The organism is Winogradskyella psychrotolerans, from assembly GCF_018860545.1.
In the GTDB taxonomy this organism is placed as follows: Bacteria; Bacteroidota; Bacteroidia; order Flavobacteriales; family Flavobacteriaceae; genus Winogradskyella; species Winogradskyella psychrotolerans_A.
In genome coordinates, this window is sequence record NZ_JAHKPN010000052.1 from 352045 (window position 1) to 369894 (window position 17850).

Annotated in this window: 17 protein-coding genes; 7 read left to right on the forward strand and 10 right to left on the reverse strand. The window is 32.9% G+C overall.

The annotated features are described in order from the left end of the window. Positions 1 to 128: 128 nt before the first annotated feature. The 7 genes from KO515_RS17470 to miaA all read left to right on the forward strand — a co-directional run bounded on the left by KO515_RS17470 (position 129) and on the right by miaA (position 6926). Positions 129 to 1019 carry a 3-hydroxyacyl-CoA dehydrogenase family protein gene (locus tag KO515_RS17470; protein ID WP_215937621.1) on the forward strand — a complete coding sequence of 297 codons (891 nt, stop codon included), beginning with the start codon at positions 129 to 131 and terminating at the stop codon, positions 1017 to 1019. An 81-nt stretch (positions 1020 to 1100) separates the two neighbouring features. Continuing rightward, the gene (locus KO515_RS17475; protein WP_215937622.1) at positions 1101 to 1472 is read left to right on the forward strand and encodes a four helix bundle protein; all 372 of its coding nucleotides are present in this window, start codon (positions 1101 to 1103) and stop codon (positions 1470 to 1472) included. A gap of 76 nt (positions 1473 to 1548) precedes the next feature. Then, positions 1549 to 2787, forward strand: a complete 1239-nt coding sequence (locus KO515_RS17480; protein WP_215937623.1) for a DUF1015 domain-containing protein — start codon at positions 1549 to 1551, stop codon at positions 2785 to 2787. 58 nt (positions 2788 to 2845) lie between these two features. Then, positions 2846 to 3505: a YggS family pyridoxal phosphate-dependent enzyme gene (locus KO515_RS17485; protein WP_215937624.1), complete on the forward strand. Its 660-nt coding sequence runs from the start codon at positions 2846 to 2848 to the stop codon at positions 3503 to 3505. A 79-nt stretch (positions 3506 to 3584) separates the two neighbouring features. Further along, positions 3585 to 4949: an exonuclease domain-containing protein gene (locus KO515_RS17490; RefSeq protein ID WP_215937682.1), complete on the forward strand. Its 1365-nt coding sequence runs from the start codon at positions 3585 to 3587 to the stop codon at positions 4947 to 4949. 131 nt (positions 4950 to 5080) lie between these two features. After that, positions 5081 to 5992, forward strand: a complete 912-nt coding sequence (locus KO515_RS17495; protein ID WP_215937625.1) for an ion transporter — start codon at positions 5081 to 5083, stop codon at positions 5990 to 5992. Positions 5993 to 6017: 25 nt separating this feature from the next. Next, positions 6018 to 6926, forward strand: coding sequence for a tRNA (adenosine(37)-N6)-dimethylallyltransferase MiaA (miaA, locus tag KO515_RS17500; RefSeq protein WP_252723898.1), 909 nt, complete (start codon positions 6018 to 6020; stop codon positions 6924 to 6926). 10 nt (positions 6927 to 6936) lie between these two features. On the opposite strand, the gene KO515_RS17505 is transcribed toward miaA, so the two are convergent. The 10 genes from KO515_RS17505 to recN all read right to left on the reverse strand — a co-directional run bounded on the left by KO515_RS17505 (position 6937) and on the right by recN (position 17797). Then, entirely contained in the window at positions 6937 to 7335 is a 399-nt protein-coding gene (locus tag KO515_RS17505) for a VanZ family protein (protein WP_215937627.1), read from the reverse strand. 68 nt (positions 7336 to 7403) lie between these two features. Then, the gene (locus KO515_RS17510; RefSeq protein WP_092469772.1) at positions 7404 to 8111 is read right to left on the reverse strand and encodes a response regulator transcription factor; all 708 of its coding nucleotides are present in this window, start codon (positions 8109 to 8111) and stop codon (positions 7404 to 7406) included. A gap of 9 nt (positions 8112 to 8120) precedes the next feature. Beyond that, complete coding sequence (locus KO515_RS17515) at positions 8121 to 9692, reverse strand: sensor histidine kinase (protein WP_252723899.1); 1572 nt, start codon at positions 9690 to 9692, stop codon at positions 8121 to 8123. 72 nt (positions 9693 to 9764) lie between these two features. Beyond that, positions 9765 to 10355, reverse strand: a complete 591-nt coding sequence (gene coaE / locus KO515_RS17520) for a dephospho-CoA kinase (RefSeq protein WP_215937628.1) — start codon at positions 10353 to 10355, stop codon at positions 9765 to 9767. 1 nt (position 10356) lies between these two features. Next, complete coding sequence (locus KO515_RS17525; RefSeq protein WP_215937629.1) at positions 10357 to 11319, reverse strand: hypothetical protein; 963 nt, start codon at positions 11317 to 11319, stop codon at positions 10357 to 10359. Between the two features lie 7 nt (positions 11320 to 11326). Continuing rightward, positions 11327 to 12328 (reverse strand): glycosyltransferase, encoded by a 1002-nt coding sequence (locus KO515_RS17530; RefSeq protein ID WP_215937630.1) that lies wholly within the window; start codon positions 12326 to 12328, stop codon positions 11327 to 11329. 161 nt (positions 12329 to 12489) lie between these two features. After that, on the reverse strand, positions 12490 to 14535 hold the full coding sequence (locus KO515_RS17535; RefSeq protein ID WP_215937631.1) for a T9SS type A sorting domain-containing protein: 2046 nt from the start codon (positions 14533 to 14535) through the stop codon (positions 12490 to 12492). A gap of 240 nt (positions 14536 to 14775) precedes the next feature. After that, positions 14776 to 15594, reverse strand: a complete 819-nt coding sequence (locus KO515_RS17540) for an enoyl-ACP reductase FabI (protein WP_215937632.1) — start codon at positions 15592 to 15594, stop codon at positions 14776 to 14778. A 7-nt stretch (positions 15595 to 15601) separates the two neighbouring features. Then, complete coding sequence (locus KO515_RS17545) at positions 15602 to 16111, reverse strand: tetratricopeptide repeat protein (protein ID WP_215937633.1); 510 nt, start codon at positions 16109 to 16111, stop codon at positions 15602 to 15604. Between the two features lie 33 nt (positions 16112 to 16144). After that, positions 16145 to 17797, reverse strand: a complete 1653-nt coding sequence (gene recN, locus KO515_RS17550) for a DNA repair protein RecN (RefSeq protein WP_215937634.1) — start codon at positions 17795 to 17797, stop codon at positions 16145 to 16147. Positions 17798 to 17850: the final 53 nt, after the last annotated feature.

Below are 17850 nucleotides of genomic sequence, written 5' to 3' on the forward strand. Positions count from 1 at the left end.
TTTTCCTTTCGTAGCCTGTGCTAAGCGTAGTCGAAGTAGAAAGGATTAAGGATAGTAAACAAAATTCTTATTATGCCCGAGTAAGAATTCCTTCCCTTTGGGAAGGTTAGGATGGGCTATTTAAAATTATGAAAAACATAGCAGTTATAGGTGCAGGAACCATGGGAAATGGTATTGCGCATACCTTTGCACAATCCGGATTTAACGTTCAACTTATTGATATTAGTGAAGCTTCTCTAAAACGAGGGATGGATACCATTTCTCGAAATTTAGACAGAATGGTCGCTAAAGAAAAAATAAGCGAGGATGATAAATCGACTACTTTAGGAAACATTACAACATTCACAAGTACTGAAGACGGTGTAAAAAATGCTGATTTAGTGGTTGAAGCAGCTACGGAAAACATCGATTTAAAACTGAAAATTTTCAAACAGCTCGACGAGGTTTGTGATGAAAACACCATTTTAGCAACTAATACCTCTTCAATTTCCATTACTCAAATTGCAGCTGTAACATCACGTCCGGAAAAAGTGATAGGTATGCACTTTATGAATCCTGTGCCCATTATGAAATTGGTAGAAATTATCAGAGGTTATAACACAAGTGATGAGGTTACGACAACGATTATGGATTTATCTAAAACATTAGGTAAAGTACCAACAGAAGTGAACGATTATCCTGGTTTTGTGGCTAATCGTATTTTAATGCCAATGATTAACGAATCTATTGAAACACTTTACAACGGAGTTGCTGGTGTTGAAGAAATTGATACCGTTATGAAATTAGGAATGGCACATCCTATGGGTCCGTTACAACTCGCTGATTTTATAGGTTTAGATGTGTGTTTATCTATTCTTAATGTGATGTATGATGGCTTTAAAAACCCTAAATATGCACCTTGCCCTTTATTAGTTAACATGGTTATGGCAGGTAAATTAGGTGTTAAATCTGGTGAAGGTTTTTATAATTATTCTGAAAGTCGGAAGGCTGAGACGGTTGCTGGGCAGTTTTTGAAGTAAAAAGTGTCAAGTGTGAAGTGTGAAGTGTGAAGTGTGAAGTGTGAAGTGTGAAGTAAGATTACTCAATTAATACAGTAATTAATGAAAGTACAAGATTTATTAGCTTATAAAAAAGGTTTTAAATTAGCAATGGACATATTTCAGCTATCAAAGGAATTTCCTAAAGAAGAAACTTATTCATTAACTGATCAAATAAGAAGATCGTCGAGAAGTGTTTGCGCTAATTTATCTGAAGCCTATAGAAAGCGACGATATCCTAAACATTTTATTAGTAAACTAACAGATTGTGATGCTGAAAATGGAGAAACACAAACTTGGCTAGAATTTGCTTTAGCTTGTGATTATATTTCAAATGAGACCTATAACAACTTACTGAAAGAATCACAAGACATAGCTAATCTCATAAATTATATGATATTGAATCCTAATAAATTCGGTTCAAAAGAATCTTAACATAAAGTAAAATTACATAAATAAGAACCCTTACTATTTACTCAACACTTTTCACTTTACACTTTTCACTAAAAAAATGCCCAAAATAATCCCATTCAAAGCCGTAAGACCAACAAGAGCAATCGTTGGCCTCGTTGCTGCGCGTCCATATCAAAGCTATACAATTGATGAGCGCGAATCTCGAATGGCTTATAATCCTTATAGTTTTCTTCATATTGTGAATCCTGGTTATAAATACGACCAAGAAGTGACAGGTGAAGAACGCTATAGATTGGTAAAAAACAGGTATTTGGAATTTAAGGAGGATGGCGTGTTTGTTCAAGATGAAAAACCATCGTTTTATGTGTATAAAATTGTGAACCGGCACGGACAAGAATTCAACGGTATTGTGGCCGCAACAAGTGCTGAGGATTACGAAAATGACATCATAAAAAAACATGAGGATACCATTGCCAAACGTGAAGAAACCTTTAAAAGCTACTTACAAACCGTTGGCTTTAATGCAGAACCTGTTTTATTAACCTATCCAGACAATGCCATTATTGCTCATATTATAAAAGACGCTCAAAAGGGACATGCGGAGTTTGAGTTTACAATGACCTACAGAGACACGCACTATTTATGGAAAATAGATGATGCCGATACTATTGCTACGATTCAAAGTGAATTCAAAAAAATGAATACTATTTATATTGCGGATGGTCATCATAGATCAGCTTCATCTTACTTATTATATAAAGACGAAAAAGCAAAAAACCCTAATCATAACGGCAATGAATCGTACAACTTTTTTATGTCGTATTTAATTCCGGAATCCGATTTAGTCATTCATGAGTTTAATAGATTGATTAAAGACTTAAATGGCTTTACAAAAGAAGAATTCCTAATAAAATTAGATGCGTCATACAGAATAGAAAACAGAGGATTGATACCTTACAAGTCAACAAAACCACATCATTTTAGCATGTATTTGGATGGTGAATTCTATTCGCTTTATTTACGAAAAACGGCCTACGAAATCCATACCGCATTAGATCAATTAGATGCGCAGGTACTGTATAAAACAATTCTTCAACCTATTTTAGGAATAAATGACCTAAGACATGACAACAGAATTTCGTATGTTAGTGGTCAACACGAAATGATTACTATTAAAAGTAGTGTTGATAGCGGAACATATAGTGTTGGCTTTGGGATGTGCCCTTCCAATGTTGAACAAATGAAACAAATTGCAGACGAAGGTTTAACCATGCCTCCAAAGAGCACTTATATTTTACCTAAGTTGCGAAGTGGCATTACCATCTACGAGTACTAAAAAACACAGTTCTTTAGTTATGAATTAGAACGACATAACTGAATCTAAAATCTTAAAAATGAGCATAAAACAAAATCTAAGTCGTATAAAATCAACATTACCCGAACATATCACTTTAGTCGCTGTTTCAAAAACTAAACCCGTGTCTGATTTAATGGAAGCTTACGATGCTGGTCAGCGTATTTTTGGAGAAAATAAAATCCAAGAAATGGCAGATAAATATGTCGAAATGCCAAAAGATATTGAGTGGCATATGATTGGTCACGTTCAGCGTAATAAAGTGAAATATATGGCTGAATTTGTGAAATTAATTCACGGAGTAGAAAGTTTTAAATTACTAAACGAAATAAACAAGCAAGCCAAAAAACACAATAGAATTATAGACTGCTTACTTCAAATTAAAATTGCAGAAGAAGATAGTAAATTTGGTATGTCTGCTTCAGATGCTTCTACCCTTTTACGGTCTGATGAGTTTTCAGAATTAAAGAATATTAGAATAGTTGGAGTTATGGGCATGGCCACTTTTACAGATGACATGACACAAGTTGAGAATGAATTCAAATTCCTAAAACACACATTCACAGAACTTAAAGCGATAAACCCAGAACTTAAAACAATCAGTATGGGCATGAGTGGAGACTATATGTTGGCAATTGATTGTGGAAGTACTATGGTTCGTGTAGGAAGTAGTATCTTTGGGTCTAGAAATTATAATTAACACGTCATTTCGAATTAGATACGAGGAAGCCAACAATTTGACTTCACACTGCTCTAAATGATGTAAAACAAATATTACTATTTACGCAATACTAGACATAGAAACCACTGGTGGAAAATACAATGAAGAAGGCATAACAGAAATCGCAATTTATCAATTTGATGGTCATAAGGTAACCGACCAATTTATTTCTTTGGTGAATCCTGAACGCGACATTCAACCTTTTGTAGTCAATCTTACAGGAATTAATTCAAAGATGCTTAAAAATGCCCCCAAATTTTATGAGGTGGCGAAACGCATCGTTGAAATTACTGAAGACTGTATCATCGTTGCTCACAATTCTTCTTTTGATTATAGAATTCTTAAAACCGAATTTAAGCGATTAGGGTTTCCATTTAAAAGAAAAACACTTTGCACGGTTGAGCTCTCTCAGCAGCTCATCCCAGATATGCCTTCGTATAGTTTAGGTAAATTAACACGCTCACTAGGCATTCCAATGAGTGAACGTCATCGCGCTAATGGTGATGCTATGGCTACTGTAAAGTTATTCAAATTACTCTTAAATAAAGATTTGGATAAAGTTATTGTAAAAGATGCTATTAAGGTTGAGCAAAAATCTAAAATAGCTCCTAACCTTAAAGATATCATAGAACAACTACCTGCTGACACAGGTGTGTATTATATCCACAATGCCAATGGTGAAATCATATATATTGGTAAAAGTAAAAATATTAGAAAACGCATTATTCAACATTTTACAGGCACCAATTCTAAGTCTAAGAAAATTCAGAAATTAGTAAGCACTGTAACGTATGAAAAAACAGGAAGCGAACTCGCTGCACTCTTAAAAGAAAGTGCCGAAATAAAAGCAAATAAACCTATTTTCAATAGAGCCTTACGACGAACTATTTTTACGCATGCACTATATAGCGTTGTTGACAAAAATGGCTATATCAACCTTTTTATAGACAAATCTAGTAGAGAAGAAACACCTATTACCACCTTTAATACGCGAGGAAGTGGAAAACAGTTTATGTTTAAAGCTGTTGACACGTATAATCTGTGCCAAAAACTCACCAATTTGTATGCAACAAAAACGAGTTGTTTTAAATATGATGTAAAAGAATGTCTTGGTGCATGTATTAATGAAGAACCTGCTACATCGTATAATGAGCGCGTCAATGCACTGATAGAAAAATTTAGCTACGCAAATAAAGATATGCTTATCATTGACAAAGGGCGTACCATTGAAGAAAAAAGTGTGTTTTTAATTGAAAATGGGGTTTTTAAAGGTATGGGATTTTTTGATCTAAATCATCAAATTAATAACAGAGCTATTTTAAAATCGCTGATTACACCCATGGAAAATAATAGAGACACAAAACACATCATTCAGAGTTATATGCGACGAAATAAAAGATTGAAAATTGTTGATTTAGATTGAAACATGTGTTATGTTGGTCATTAATTATAGTCATTACTGACTTCCTTTTTTGGATTATTCAAGATCATCAAAATTAATTATCATCCATTATTTTAGAAAAGCAATAATTTAACTTTTCGTACATTTAGAACATGATATCGAATCAAAAGCAAAATTGGAAAATTAAAATACATGAAGTGATCTATGAAGCCGACACTCCTTCTGGAAAACTTTTTGACATATTATTGTTAATTTTCATATTGGTTAGTATCCTTTTAGTAATGCTAGAAAGTGTTGTTAGCATAGATGAAGAATACCACGAGCTCTTATATATTGGTGAATGGGTTGTCACTATATTATTTTCTATAGAATATATTTTAAGAATAATCTCAGTAAAAAAACCATTTAAATATATTTTTAGTTCGTTTGGAATCATCGATTTCTTATCAACTATACCCATGTATTTATCTTTCCTTTTTGTTGGTTCTCAAGCATTAGTTACGTTGAGGGCATTGCGATTGCTTAGAGTCTTTAGGATTTTAAAATTGGCGCGCTATTTAGGGGCCTCTAATCATTTAAAAGCATCATTAGTAGCAAGTCGTGTAAAAATTATGGTTTTCTTGTTCGCTGTAATGATTAGTTCTGTCATTTTTGGAACGATAATGTATTTAGTTGAAGGTGAAGCCAGTGGTTTTGATAATATACCAAAGAGCGTATATTGGTGTGTGGTAACATTAACTACTGTTGGGTTTGGAGATATTGCACCACAAACACCTTTAGGGCAATTTATTACAACTTTTATAATGATTTTAGGTTACGGAATTATTGCTGTACCCACAGGAATTGTTTCCGCAGAATATGTTAGAGCTGGTAGAAAGACTGACTTAGGAACTGATGCTACAGAAAATGAAGCCATAGAAGCGCATGCTTATAAGGATTCAAATAAACCTTCTGATAATATTAAGCTTCATCTCAATTCGCAACATTGTTCTAATTGTCATGCTTCTGATCACAGAGATAACGCTGATTTCTGTTATAATTGCGGCAATCAACTACATCATTAACCTGCAGATATCATAAATGTCTAAAATGTCCCAAAACTACGTCATTACTATTGTTGGTCCTACTGCCATTGGTAAAACAGCATTAAGTATAAAATTAGCACAGCACTATAATTCTGAAATTGTATCTGCTGATTCTCGTCAATTTTTTAAGGAAATGGCTATTGGTACAGCTGTACCATCTCAAGAAGAACTGAGTGCTGTACCACATCATTTTATTCAGCACAAATCGATTAAAGAACCTTTTAATGTCGGTGATTTTGAACGTGATGCTATATCTAAAATTGAAGAATTACATCAAAAAAATCCTATTGTTGTAATGGCTGGTGGTTCTGGATTATATGTTAAAGCAGTTACAAAAGGCTTAGACTATTTCCCTGAGGTCGATTCTGAAATTAGAACAACGCTTAACCTTAAACTTGAAATGGAAGGTCTCATGCCTTTACAAGAACAACTAAAAACCTTAGACCTTGAAACTTATAATGCTATTGCAATAGATAATCCTAAACGTGTCATTAGAGCTTTAGAAATTTGTATTGGCACCAATAAACCTTATTCATCATTTCTCACTAATTCCGAAAAGCATAGAGCGTTTAAAACGATTCAAATAGGATTAAATGCGGAACGCTCCGTTATCTACGATAGAATTAACCAACGTGTAGATATAATGATTGACAACGGTCTATTGGAAGAAGCAAAAGCTTTGTTACCGTTTAAAGACCTTAATGCCCTAAACACTGTTGGTTACAAAGAATTATTCGCATATTTTGAAGGAGAATCTACGCTAGATTTTGCTATTTCCGAAATCAAAAAAAATACCAGACGCTTTGCTAAAAGACAACTTACTTGGTTTAGAAAAGACAATTCAATTACGTGGTTTGATTATGAAACTGATGTAGAAACTATAGTCAACTATATAAACGCACAAATGTGTTAAACACACTGTGTTATTCCGTTTCTTGCAAATCCACGACTCCATTCGTAACTAATAAATTACCCAAATAGGTAAAGGTCAATATACCTAAACCATCTGCAATCAAATCCATGATATCGAAGGTACGATTTGGGAAATAGCCTTGACTCAATTCTTCTAAAATTACAAATACCAAAACCAACAGCGTGCCTAGCGGTACCTTCTGCCAATACTTAAATTGTTTAAATTGTAAGGCTATGTTTACAACTAAGGTTAGTATTCCAAAGAGAAAAAAATGGCCAATCTTATCCCCAAAAGGGATCATATCTGTGATATTGAAAAATACATTTTGTTTACCACTATCAGCAGAATAGATAATCCATATGATAAAGACTAAACATACAATTGCAATTCCTTTAAAGACCATTTTCATATATAGAAGTTTATGGCAAATAAAAAATCCAGCTCATTGAACTGGATTTTTTATTTTTAAGACTTAACTTATTTGTTGTTAATGACTAATCTAAAGCCTTCACCATGAATGTTCAAAATTTCAACATTAGGATCTGGTTTTAAGTATTTACGTAATTTGGCGATATACACATCCATACTACGAGAGGTAAAATAGTTATCGTCTCTCCATATTTTTGTTAATGCTAATTCTCTTGGCATTAAATCATTTTCATGTAATGCTAGTAAACGTAATAATTCGTTTTCTTTAGGTGATAATTTAGAAGGCTCTTCACCATCAAACTTAAGAAAACGCAGTTTTGAATTTAAATCAAATCGACCAATCTTAAACTCAAATTGTTTACTATCAGCCACGGTATCTTTAGCTTTACGTTGCATAATAGCTTTTATCTTCATTAACAATACTTCGCTATCAAACGGTTTGTTAAGATAATCGTCTGCACCAACTTTATACCCTTTAAGGACATCTTCTTTCATGGCTTTTGCCGTTAAGAAGATAATTGGCACATCTTCGTTCTTTTCTCTTATTTCTTTGGCTAATGTAAACCCATCTTTATATGGCATCATTACGTCTAAAATACATAAATCGTAATCATCCTTTTTGAACTTCTCAAAACCTTCCATCCCGTTTTTAGCATGGACAACGTCGTAATCGTTCATCATTAAATAATCTTTTAAAACCGTTCCAAAATTTGGATCGTCTTCTACTAAAAGAATTTTTTTGTTTTGCTCTTCCATAATTCGTTTTTATGATATTAACGGCATTTTTATAATAAAAGTGCTGCCTTTTCCTTTTTCACTTTCTACTGATATATAACCTTGATGGTCTTCTACTATTTTCTTTACATACGCTAAACCAAGCCCATGTCCTTTTACATTATGTACGTTTCCGGTGTGTTCTCTATAAAATTTCTCGAACACTCTTTTGGCAACTGCCTTAGACATTCCATTACCTTGATCGGCTACTTTTATAAGAATACTATTGCCTACGTTTTCGGTATATACATCTATTTTAGGTGCATCATCCGAATATTTAATAGCATTATCCAAAATATTAACAATCACATTTGTAAAATGCGTATCATTTGCTAAAACTGATGTATGTTCAGCGTTTAAATGTGTTTTTACGTAACCTTGTCTATCCTCTACTATTAATTCTACATGGGTTACAGCATCTTCTACCAATTCATGTACATCTAAACGCTCCTTACTTATATCAAGTTCGTTTTTATCTAATTTAGAAATACGCAACACATTTTCTACTTGAGCATGCATACGTTTATTTTCTTCTTTTATCATTCCTAAATAACGTAGCACTTTCTCTTGGTCGCTAATTATTTTAGGGTTTTTTATAGAGTCTAAAGCCAAATTAATTGTTGCAATTGGTGTTTTAAACTCATGTGTCATATTATTTATAAAATCGGTCTTAATCTGTGATATTTGTCGTTGTCTAATCAACTGATAAATAGCACTCGTATAAGCGATAATTATAATACCTGTAAATATTATTGAAAGCACAATCATCCATAATATTGAAGAGAAAAGGTATTTTTTTCTCTCAGGAAAATCTATCCAAAGATTGTAACTGCTTTCTTTATTATTATCTAAAAATACTTTGACACCGTAAGCACTTTCATCTAGTAATTCAAAATTTTCGGTTTTCACCTTCGTAGCTAAATCATCATCATAAATCGCAAATTCAAAATTGAGATCAATCCCTTCAGATTTAAGCTCTCTTTTTAATAAGGTTTCAACTTGCGCTACTGACACACGCTTATAAACAGGTTTATCCTTTAATAAGGTTTTAAATGTATCCTCGTACACTTGTTTGTCTAGCGCACTTAAAGAGGAATATTCTCTCAATCGTGTTTCAGGATCTAAACGTCTAATTCCATCAATACTCGTATTATTATACGTTTCTGTAACACGCTCGCTAGATAGTTTACTAATATTAAAACTATCAGCATCAATTTCAAAGAACAATGATGGCACTTTAAAACGCTCTTCTAAAACCGTATTACGATGTATTATAGTTTTATCCTCTCCTTCATCTTCAGTAGCTACAAATAATTGCTTTATTATGGAAGAATCCGCCTTATTATCTTTGCTTAAATAAGGTTGAAGTTTCATAAAATAATCGCGATACTCGTACTCCTCTATAGCTTGAGACACTAAACTTAATGAACGTTTTACACTAAACGTAAAATTCTTCTTTTCGTATTCTAAACTATTATTTATAAAGAATAATTGTACAAAAATAATTCCTATAAGTGATAAACTCATTAGGATTACTAATAACACAAACAGTTTTTTGCTCATCAGTCAAATTTAACATTTTAACATTTAGAATAAATTAGGTTTAACCTAACGTTAACAAATGAAGTTAAATTATTAGGGATTTAATATTTTAAGCAGATTATTATGAATATTCTCGGCTTGTTCCCTAGCTTCTTGTAGAGTATTGTTAACTATCACAAAGTCAGATTTTTCTATTTTATCTGCATCAGACCATTGATTTTTCATAATGGCCTCTACTTTTTCTTGTGAAACACCATCGCGTTGCATAACACGCTTAATTCGTAAATCTTTGTCTGCCACAACTGTGATGATATAATCATATTCATTCTGAAGATTGTTTTCAAAAATTATTGCGACTTCTTTAATGACGTATGCTGCATCTTGTTTACTTAGCCACTGTTTAAAATGTGCCGCTACTTTTGGATGCACAATGGCATTCATTTTAGAAAGTAAGGTCTTATCATTAAATATTTTTGAAGCTAAATAGGGTCTGTTTAACACATTGTTTTCATAAGCTTTATCACCAAACAAGTGTATTAGCTTTCGTCGTATTACTTTTGAACGATTCATTAAAGCCTTGGCTTCGTCATCTGCAATATAAACCGGAATACCATAAGACTTAAAGCACTTTAAAATCGTGGACTTACCACTTCCAATTCCACCTGTTAACCCTACTACTACCATATTATAACTCAATAAAGTCTATTTGTTTTTGCTTGATATTTACATGCTTTACAAAATCAGGCTTCTTCACCACCTCTGGGATTAAAAACGTTTGATTATCTTCTAGTTCAGCATAATCGCATTCTACTTTAAAATCTACGGCTTTTATAGCATTATAATTTTCTAAATCTACATAATACGACAGCGTAACCGTTTTAGGAAAGTAATTAATAACCACGTTTTTTGGTTGATTTTTTATAATAATAGGCACTTCTATAGTCCCTTCTGTAAAACGAACGACTTCCCCAGTCACCTCCATAATTTTAGGAAAAACATCCACATTATCATAATCTGAAATATCTAGTCTCACGATATTTTCTATATCACTTTTAACATCATTCAAAACCAATGTTTCTGATGCGACCTCACTAATATTATTTACTTCCTCTAATGAACCTACAACTTTTACACTATCTATATTTAAACTGAACTCTCCTTTTAAATCATAACCGACCGCATAATTAATAGATTTATTAAATACTATAGGAACATATTTTGACGCCCGTTTTGAATAAGAAATTAACAGCGTATCTGGCATAATAGAAATTAAGTCATAAGATTTGCCTAACTGATCTTCTATGAGATACTTGTGTTTAATGACATCGAAAACAAAACTATTAGATGTTATGGTAACATCACTCTTAGCGTTGACCACTAATTCTTTAACATCACTAAATACAAAAGGCACCAACGAAAACCCTTTGGCTTCCACATAAGCTTGAATATAATTGGTTGAATCGTTTTTTAATAAGATTTCGTCATCAACATTGACTAAATTTACTTTTAATTTAAGGGTTTGCTTATAGTCATTAGATAGTTTAGAAAAAATTAAAAACACAAACGCGATTATAAAGAATAAAATAAACAGCTTAACGTTTTTCTTCTTTAAATGATCTAGTATGTTTAAACGCTTCTTTTGATCCATTTTGAATTTAAAAAAATAGTTCTGGAAATGCTTCTTTAGGATCTCTTCCTAAGATAAGTAAATTAAATGTTGATTTCAAAAACCCATAGCCATATCCAAAAAATTGAATTATTATAGCAAACAAGGCTTGAAGCGCCACACTTAGATTTCGATTTGTAATTAAAGCTATTAAAAAAGCTAAAGCAAAATAAAATCCGTACACATATAAAAGTAAATTAATTTGAAAAATTGCTAAAAGTATTGAAACAATGCAACCTAAGCTAAATACTGTAGGAAACCAATAGACTATACTTTTAGAGTCTGGGTGCCATTGGTTAAGAATTGGTCTGACCATTCCAAATTTATAGACTTGCTTATAAAATTTAGACCAAGATACACGTCGTTTGTGATAGACAAAAGCAGACTCAATTAGTGTGGTTTTAAAACCTAATTGATGTAAACGCAACGACAAATCAGGATCTTCACCTGGATGAATTTTTCCAAATCCTCCTGAAGCTTGAAAAGCCTTTTTAGACAAACCCATATTAAAACTTCGCGGTTGAAAATTTTCGACTTGTTGTTTTCCTCCTCGTATACCTCCTGTGGTAATAAAAGACGTCATCGCAAAATTAATGGCTTTTTGAAGATTAGAAAATGAACTATGAGCTGCATCCGGACCACCAAAACAATCGTAGTATGATGCTTCTAAAAACTGTTGTACTTCATTTAAATAATGAGGTGGCAACAACACATCTGAATCTAAAATGATAAAGTAGTTACCTTTTGCCTTCTGCATGCCATAATTCCTAGAATCTCCTGGGCCAGAATTAGGTTTAAAATAATATGCAATATTCAATTGGTTATTAAATTGCTTAACCACCGTTTCAGATGTTTCGGTTGAGCCATCTTCAATAATTACAATTTCATAAACATACTCACCTTCAACGTTTAAATAACTATCTAGTAGTTCTTTAATTTCGTTGGGTCTGTTGTAGACAGGAATAATAAATGAAAAATTGATGGCCTTCATAAGTTACAAAGGTAAATAAACCAAACGCAATTTTTAACAGTTACTGTCGCTTAAAATTAATTCTAAATTTAGAAGACTAATCCATTTCGTTCTGTTGAATTTAGAGCAAAAAAAAGCCGCTAAAATTAGCGGCTTTTCTGTATTTAAAAAGTTTTTAAGACTTATTGCTTAATCACTCGTATGGTTTTAGTCACATTTGCAATAGTTACTTTAACAAAGTAAGTCCCTGTTTGTAAGTGAGACATATCTAAATCACTATCAACGGTATTAGGAGTAGCTCTTAATACTTCTTGACCTAGCATATTATACATTGCCACATGCTCTATTGTATTTTGAGCATTTAATGATAATGTGTTTTTAACTGGGTTTGGATAGTAAGAGAACGCTGCTTCAGTTTCAAAATTGTTTACACCTAAAACTTCATCTTCAGACCAAATTTTTAGATCAAAGGTTTTGCCTACTGTTGTGCTAGTACCATATTGGTAAATTCTAGTGTAATAAGTTTCTCCTACTGTTAAACCTGTAGCATTTATTTCTTCAGTTGTTCCATTATCAGCACAGTCAACAACTGTTAAAGCTCCACAGGTCCCAGAATACAACATAGCAACACCATCAAAACCATTCAGTTCATATGTTATGTTAACATTTTCTGTTGTTGCTTCAAAAGAATACCAAACATCGTCATTAGCTGTTCCTGTCCATGCCCCACAAGTCTCAGCATCTAAGCCAGAAGCTGTTGCCCCTTCAATTGTACCTGCTGTTGCAGTAGCACTAGCAACATCAGCTATTTCAGTTTCTTGAGTTACAGATTGAGCACCTGCACAATCATTGTTAGTAGGAGCACACGCATTAATCACATATGTACCTAATTCAAAATCACAATCTGAACTAGAATGAACAACATCTAAAGTTATAGACGTTCCAAAAGCATATGGTCCTGCTACTGCTGCAGACCCTGAAATTGTAAAAGTATCAGTACCATCACTAACTTCTGTAGCATCACCCAATGTGCTAAATGTAACATTCAAGACAAATGTACTCGCTGAACAATCCTCTACAAGTTCTACTGTAGCTTCAGCTGAAGTACAACTAACATAATAACCACATAAATCAAAAGATCCTATTTCATCATTACCGTAATCCCAAACTCTTAAATAGTATGTTTCACCACTTGTAAGACCTGAAATATCCCATGGCCAACCAGTCCCAAATTCAGTACAACCTTCTTCAACAAGACTACCTACTGTACCTGAATAATATGCACCAGCTACAGATACTAAACCATCGAGGTTAGATGTATTAAGCGTTAGTGCTCCACTTGCTGGTGCCACAAATGTATACCATAAATCACCTTTATCTGTTGGTGCACCATAACTACCACATGATGGTGCCGCAACACCAGAATCTGAAGTTCCAAAATTTGACGCAGAAATTGTATTCGCACCACACTCTGTTCCTTCATCTAATGTTAAGGCAATAGCGTTTGCTGCATCGTCATTAGCAGCAGATGCTAGAGTAGTAAATGATTGCTCTGTACAATCTGTAGGTACACCTACAGTGTTAGAAGGGGTAATAGTTACATAATAAGTTGTACCTTCTGATAAAGCACCAATGTTAGTCGTCAAAACATTGCCTAATGTTTCAGAGTAAACATCTGATAAACCAGACGCAGTACCAACAGTTACATCGTAATTATCTACTAAACCTGTCGCCGCAGACCACGAAATATCACCTTCTAAATTAACGTCTTCAGTTTCTGTTAACACAGCATCACAAAGTGGAGCACTAGTTACAGTAAATGTAACCATTAAATCAATATCAAAATACACAGTATCCGACCAATTATCAATATCATTTGAGGTAATCGTTATTGTGGTAAAACCCGTAACGTCTATACCATTAAAGTCGCTATCACAACCAGACGCTATACTCGTTCCATCTGAAACTCCACCTACAACTGATAAATCAAAAGCATACCAATCTCCACAATAGGTAGTTGTTCCAGTTGCTGAACTATAATGTGTTGTAAAATCTCCTAATGAAATTTCCGTAATTGGATCACTACCATTTACAGTTACATCTGAACTATTAATAGTAAGTACTGTTGGAGCACTATCCAATCCATTAGTACCGAAGTTTTGAGCGACTTGTGAGAATCCAGATAAGGATAGACCAAGTAACAAAATTAATAAAGTAATTTTCTTCATAAAAAATATATTTAAGTTAGTAATTCTTTAAAAATATGTTAAATCTATAGAAGAAAGTAAGGTTTAACTTTCAAATCGTTGAAATGTCGAAAATATCGACGAGAAACATCCAGAGGCACATTTTTTATTCAGTATTCTTTTTTCATTAGTTAAGCTTTCAAAATTCATGAAATTCAAAAGAAACAAAAAGCCGCTATGTAAATTACATAACGGCTAAAAGTATCGAGTTTATTGAGTTTTTTACTGCTTATCTACAAAAGCTTTCATAACCGCATCACTGACGCCCATATTACTAAAGCCACCATCGTTATAAAGATTTTGTAGTGTAACACGTTTGGTTAAATCACTAAATAAGGTAATGGTATAATTAGCACAGTCCATAGCAGTGGCATTTCCTAAAGGGGACATTTTATCTGAATAGGCAATAAACCCATCAAAACCTTTTACTCCACTACCAGCGGTTGTTGGTGTTGGCGATTGTGAAATTGTATTCACACGTACTTTTTTATCTCTACCAAAGAAATAACCAAAACTGCGCGCTACACTTTCTAAATAGGCTTTATTATCTGCCATATCATTATAATCTGGAAAAACACGCTGCGCTGCCATATAGGTTAAGGCCACAATACTTCCCCATTCATTCATAGCATCTGCCTTATAAAGAGTCTGCATCACTTTATGAAACGACATCGCAGAAACATCGGTTCCTTTTTGCGTCCATGCATAATTTTGATCGGTGTAATGTTTTCCTTTTCTTACATTAATAGACATCCCTATAGAATGTAAAACAAAATCAATTTTACCTCCTAAGATTTCCATAGACTGCTCTACTAGGTTTTGTAAATCTTCTTCAGAAGTTGCATCTGCAGGAATAATCTGTGCCCCTGTCTTTTCCGCCAATTCATCTATTTGCCCCATTCGTATAGAAACAGGTGCGTTGGTTAATACAAATGTTCCTCCTTCTTCGTGAACACGGATTGCCGTTTTCCAAGCGATCGAATTTTCATCTAAAGCTCCAAATATGATTCCTTTCTTTCCTTTTAGTAAATTGTATGACATGTTTAAATTATTTAAATATGATTGATATTTTTTGAAAAAAATTCATTTTCCCTTGAATTCTTTGTAATGATGCATTAATTTCCTCAATATAATTTCCTGCAGTGGAATGCATTTTAGCCGTCTTATAATAACGATATGCCTCTTTTAGCTTAAATTTAAGTTCGTATGCTTTTGCCATCTGATTATATATTATGCCTTTATCAACGCCATTAATTTTGAGAGTATCTTCACCAAATTTCAGCATAGCGTCATAACTCTTTATATCTATTAAGAAATAGGCATAATTTGTGTATGTGGAATAATATTTTTTTTCATATTTCAAAGCGAGCTTATAATGTTTCTGAGCTTTTACAAAATCCACTAATTTATAATGATAAATCCAACCAAGGTGATTGTGAGCCCTTCCGTAATCAGGGTAATCCATCAATATCTCTAGTAGTAAATCTCTCCCTTCAATTATTTTATTATCAACAAGTAACTTATCTGCTTCAAAGAATAAACCCTCTATATCATTCATTAAATCAACGCTTTTATGAATTCAAATATACTATTAATTCAATAATTGCTTCGCATGCGCCATAGCAGAATCTGTAATGGTTAAACCACCTAGCATTTGTGCGATTTCTACAATACGCTCATCCTCATTAAGTTTTTTGAGCTGCGTATGTGTTATATCTTTAATGTCTGTTTTAAACACTTTAAAATGTGAATTACCTTTCGCTGCAATTTGAGGTAAATGCGTAATAGAAAATACTTGCATCCTACTACTCATTTGTTTCATAATGTCTCCCATTTTATTCGAAATTTCACCTGAAACACCAGTATCAATTTCATCAAACATAATAGATGGAAGCTGAATGTATTCCGCCAAAATAGATTTAATAGCTAACATAATACGCGATAATTCTCCACCTGAAGCTGACTTTTTCAACTCATTAAAACTAGACCCTTTATTGGCCATAAATAAAAACTGCAAGCTATCTTTTCCGTGTTTAGTAAACTGAGCTGTGGCTTCTAATTCTACTTTAAATTTGGCATTTGGCATCCCTAAGTCTGACAGTATTGCTTCTAATTTTGAAACAAAAACAGGAATCACTTTTTTTCTATTCTTATGAATCTTTAAGGCAATTTGATTTAATTTATCATTTGCTTTTAAAATCTCTTGTTCTTTATCTAATATCGATTGATCTAAACTTTCTGTATTATCAATCTTTAATTGTAAATCCTTCTTAATTCCTATTAAATCTTCAATTTCTGAAACGGCATGTTTTTGAAATAAATTATTTACAATTTGAAGTTTACTATTGATGCGTTCCAATTCTTGAGGATCGGTAGAAAGGTTATCTTCAAGATTATCTATTTCAATAAGAATATCATCTAATTCTATACCAACACTGATAACGCGTTCTTTTAATAATTCATACGGCTTACCGAAACTCGCAATCTTGGACAATTCTTGTTTTACTATATTAATCTGATCAATCACTCCAAGATCTTCTGCACTTAAAGTTGCTTTAGCACTACTTAACTTCTCACCTATGACTTCTACATTATTGAGTTCTTCGTACTGCGTTTCTAAATCTTCGAGATTAATTTTATCCAAATTAATTTCATTTAATTCATTAGATAAAAATAGATTGTAGTCGTACTCTTTTATTAATTCGGCTTTAGACGATTTTAATTCTGCTAAAGTTTTATTAAGTTTTTTATAAATTCCTAATTGCTTAGAGAAATCTTCTAAGTTGGATTTATTAGCCGCCAAAGCATCAATAACCTTAAATTGATAATCATCTTGAGTTAACTGTTGGGTTTGCTGCTGTGAATGAATATCTATAAGATAACTACTTAAAGCTACTAAACTTTCTAAAGTTACAGGTGTATCGTTAATAAAGGCTCTAGATTTTCCAGAAGGTAATATTTCTCTTCTAATAATGGTGTGCACATCGTAATCTAAATCTAAAGCATCGAATAAGGCTTTTAAATCATAATTCGCAATATCGAAAATGGCTTCAATAATACATTTCTCTCCGTCATTTTTTACCTGACTTAAATCGGCACGTTTCCCTAAAACCAAAGACAAACCTCCTAATAATATGGATTTACCTGCACCTGTTTCACCGGTGATAATAGTAAAACCATTATTAAACGCTACATTGAGCTCATCAATAAGTGCGTAATTCTTTATGTAAAGTGATGTTAGCAATTGCTTATAATTAGGTATTACAAATTTAAGTTTTTAAGACTAAGTAATATATA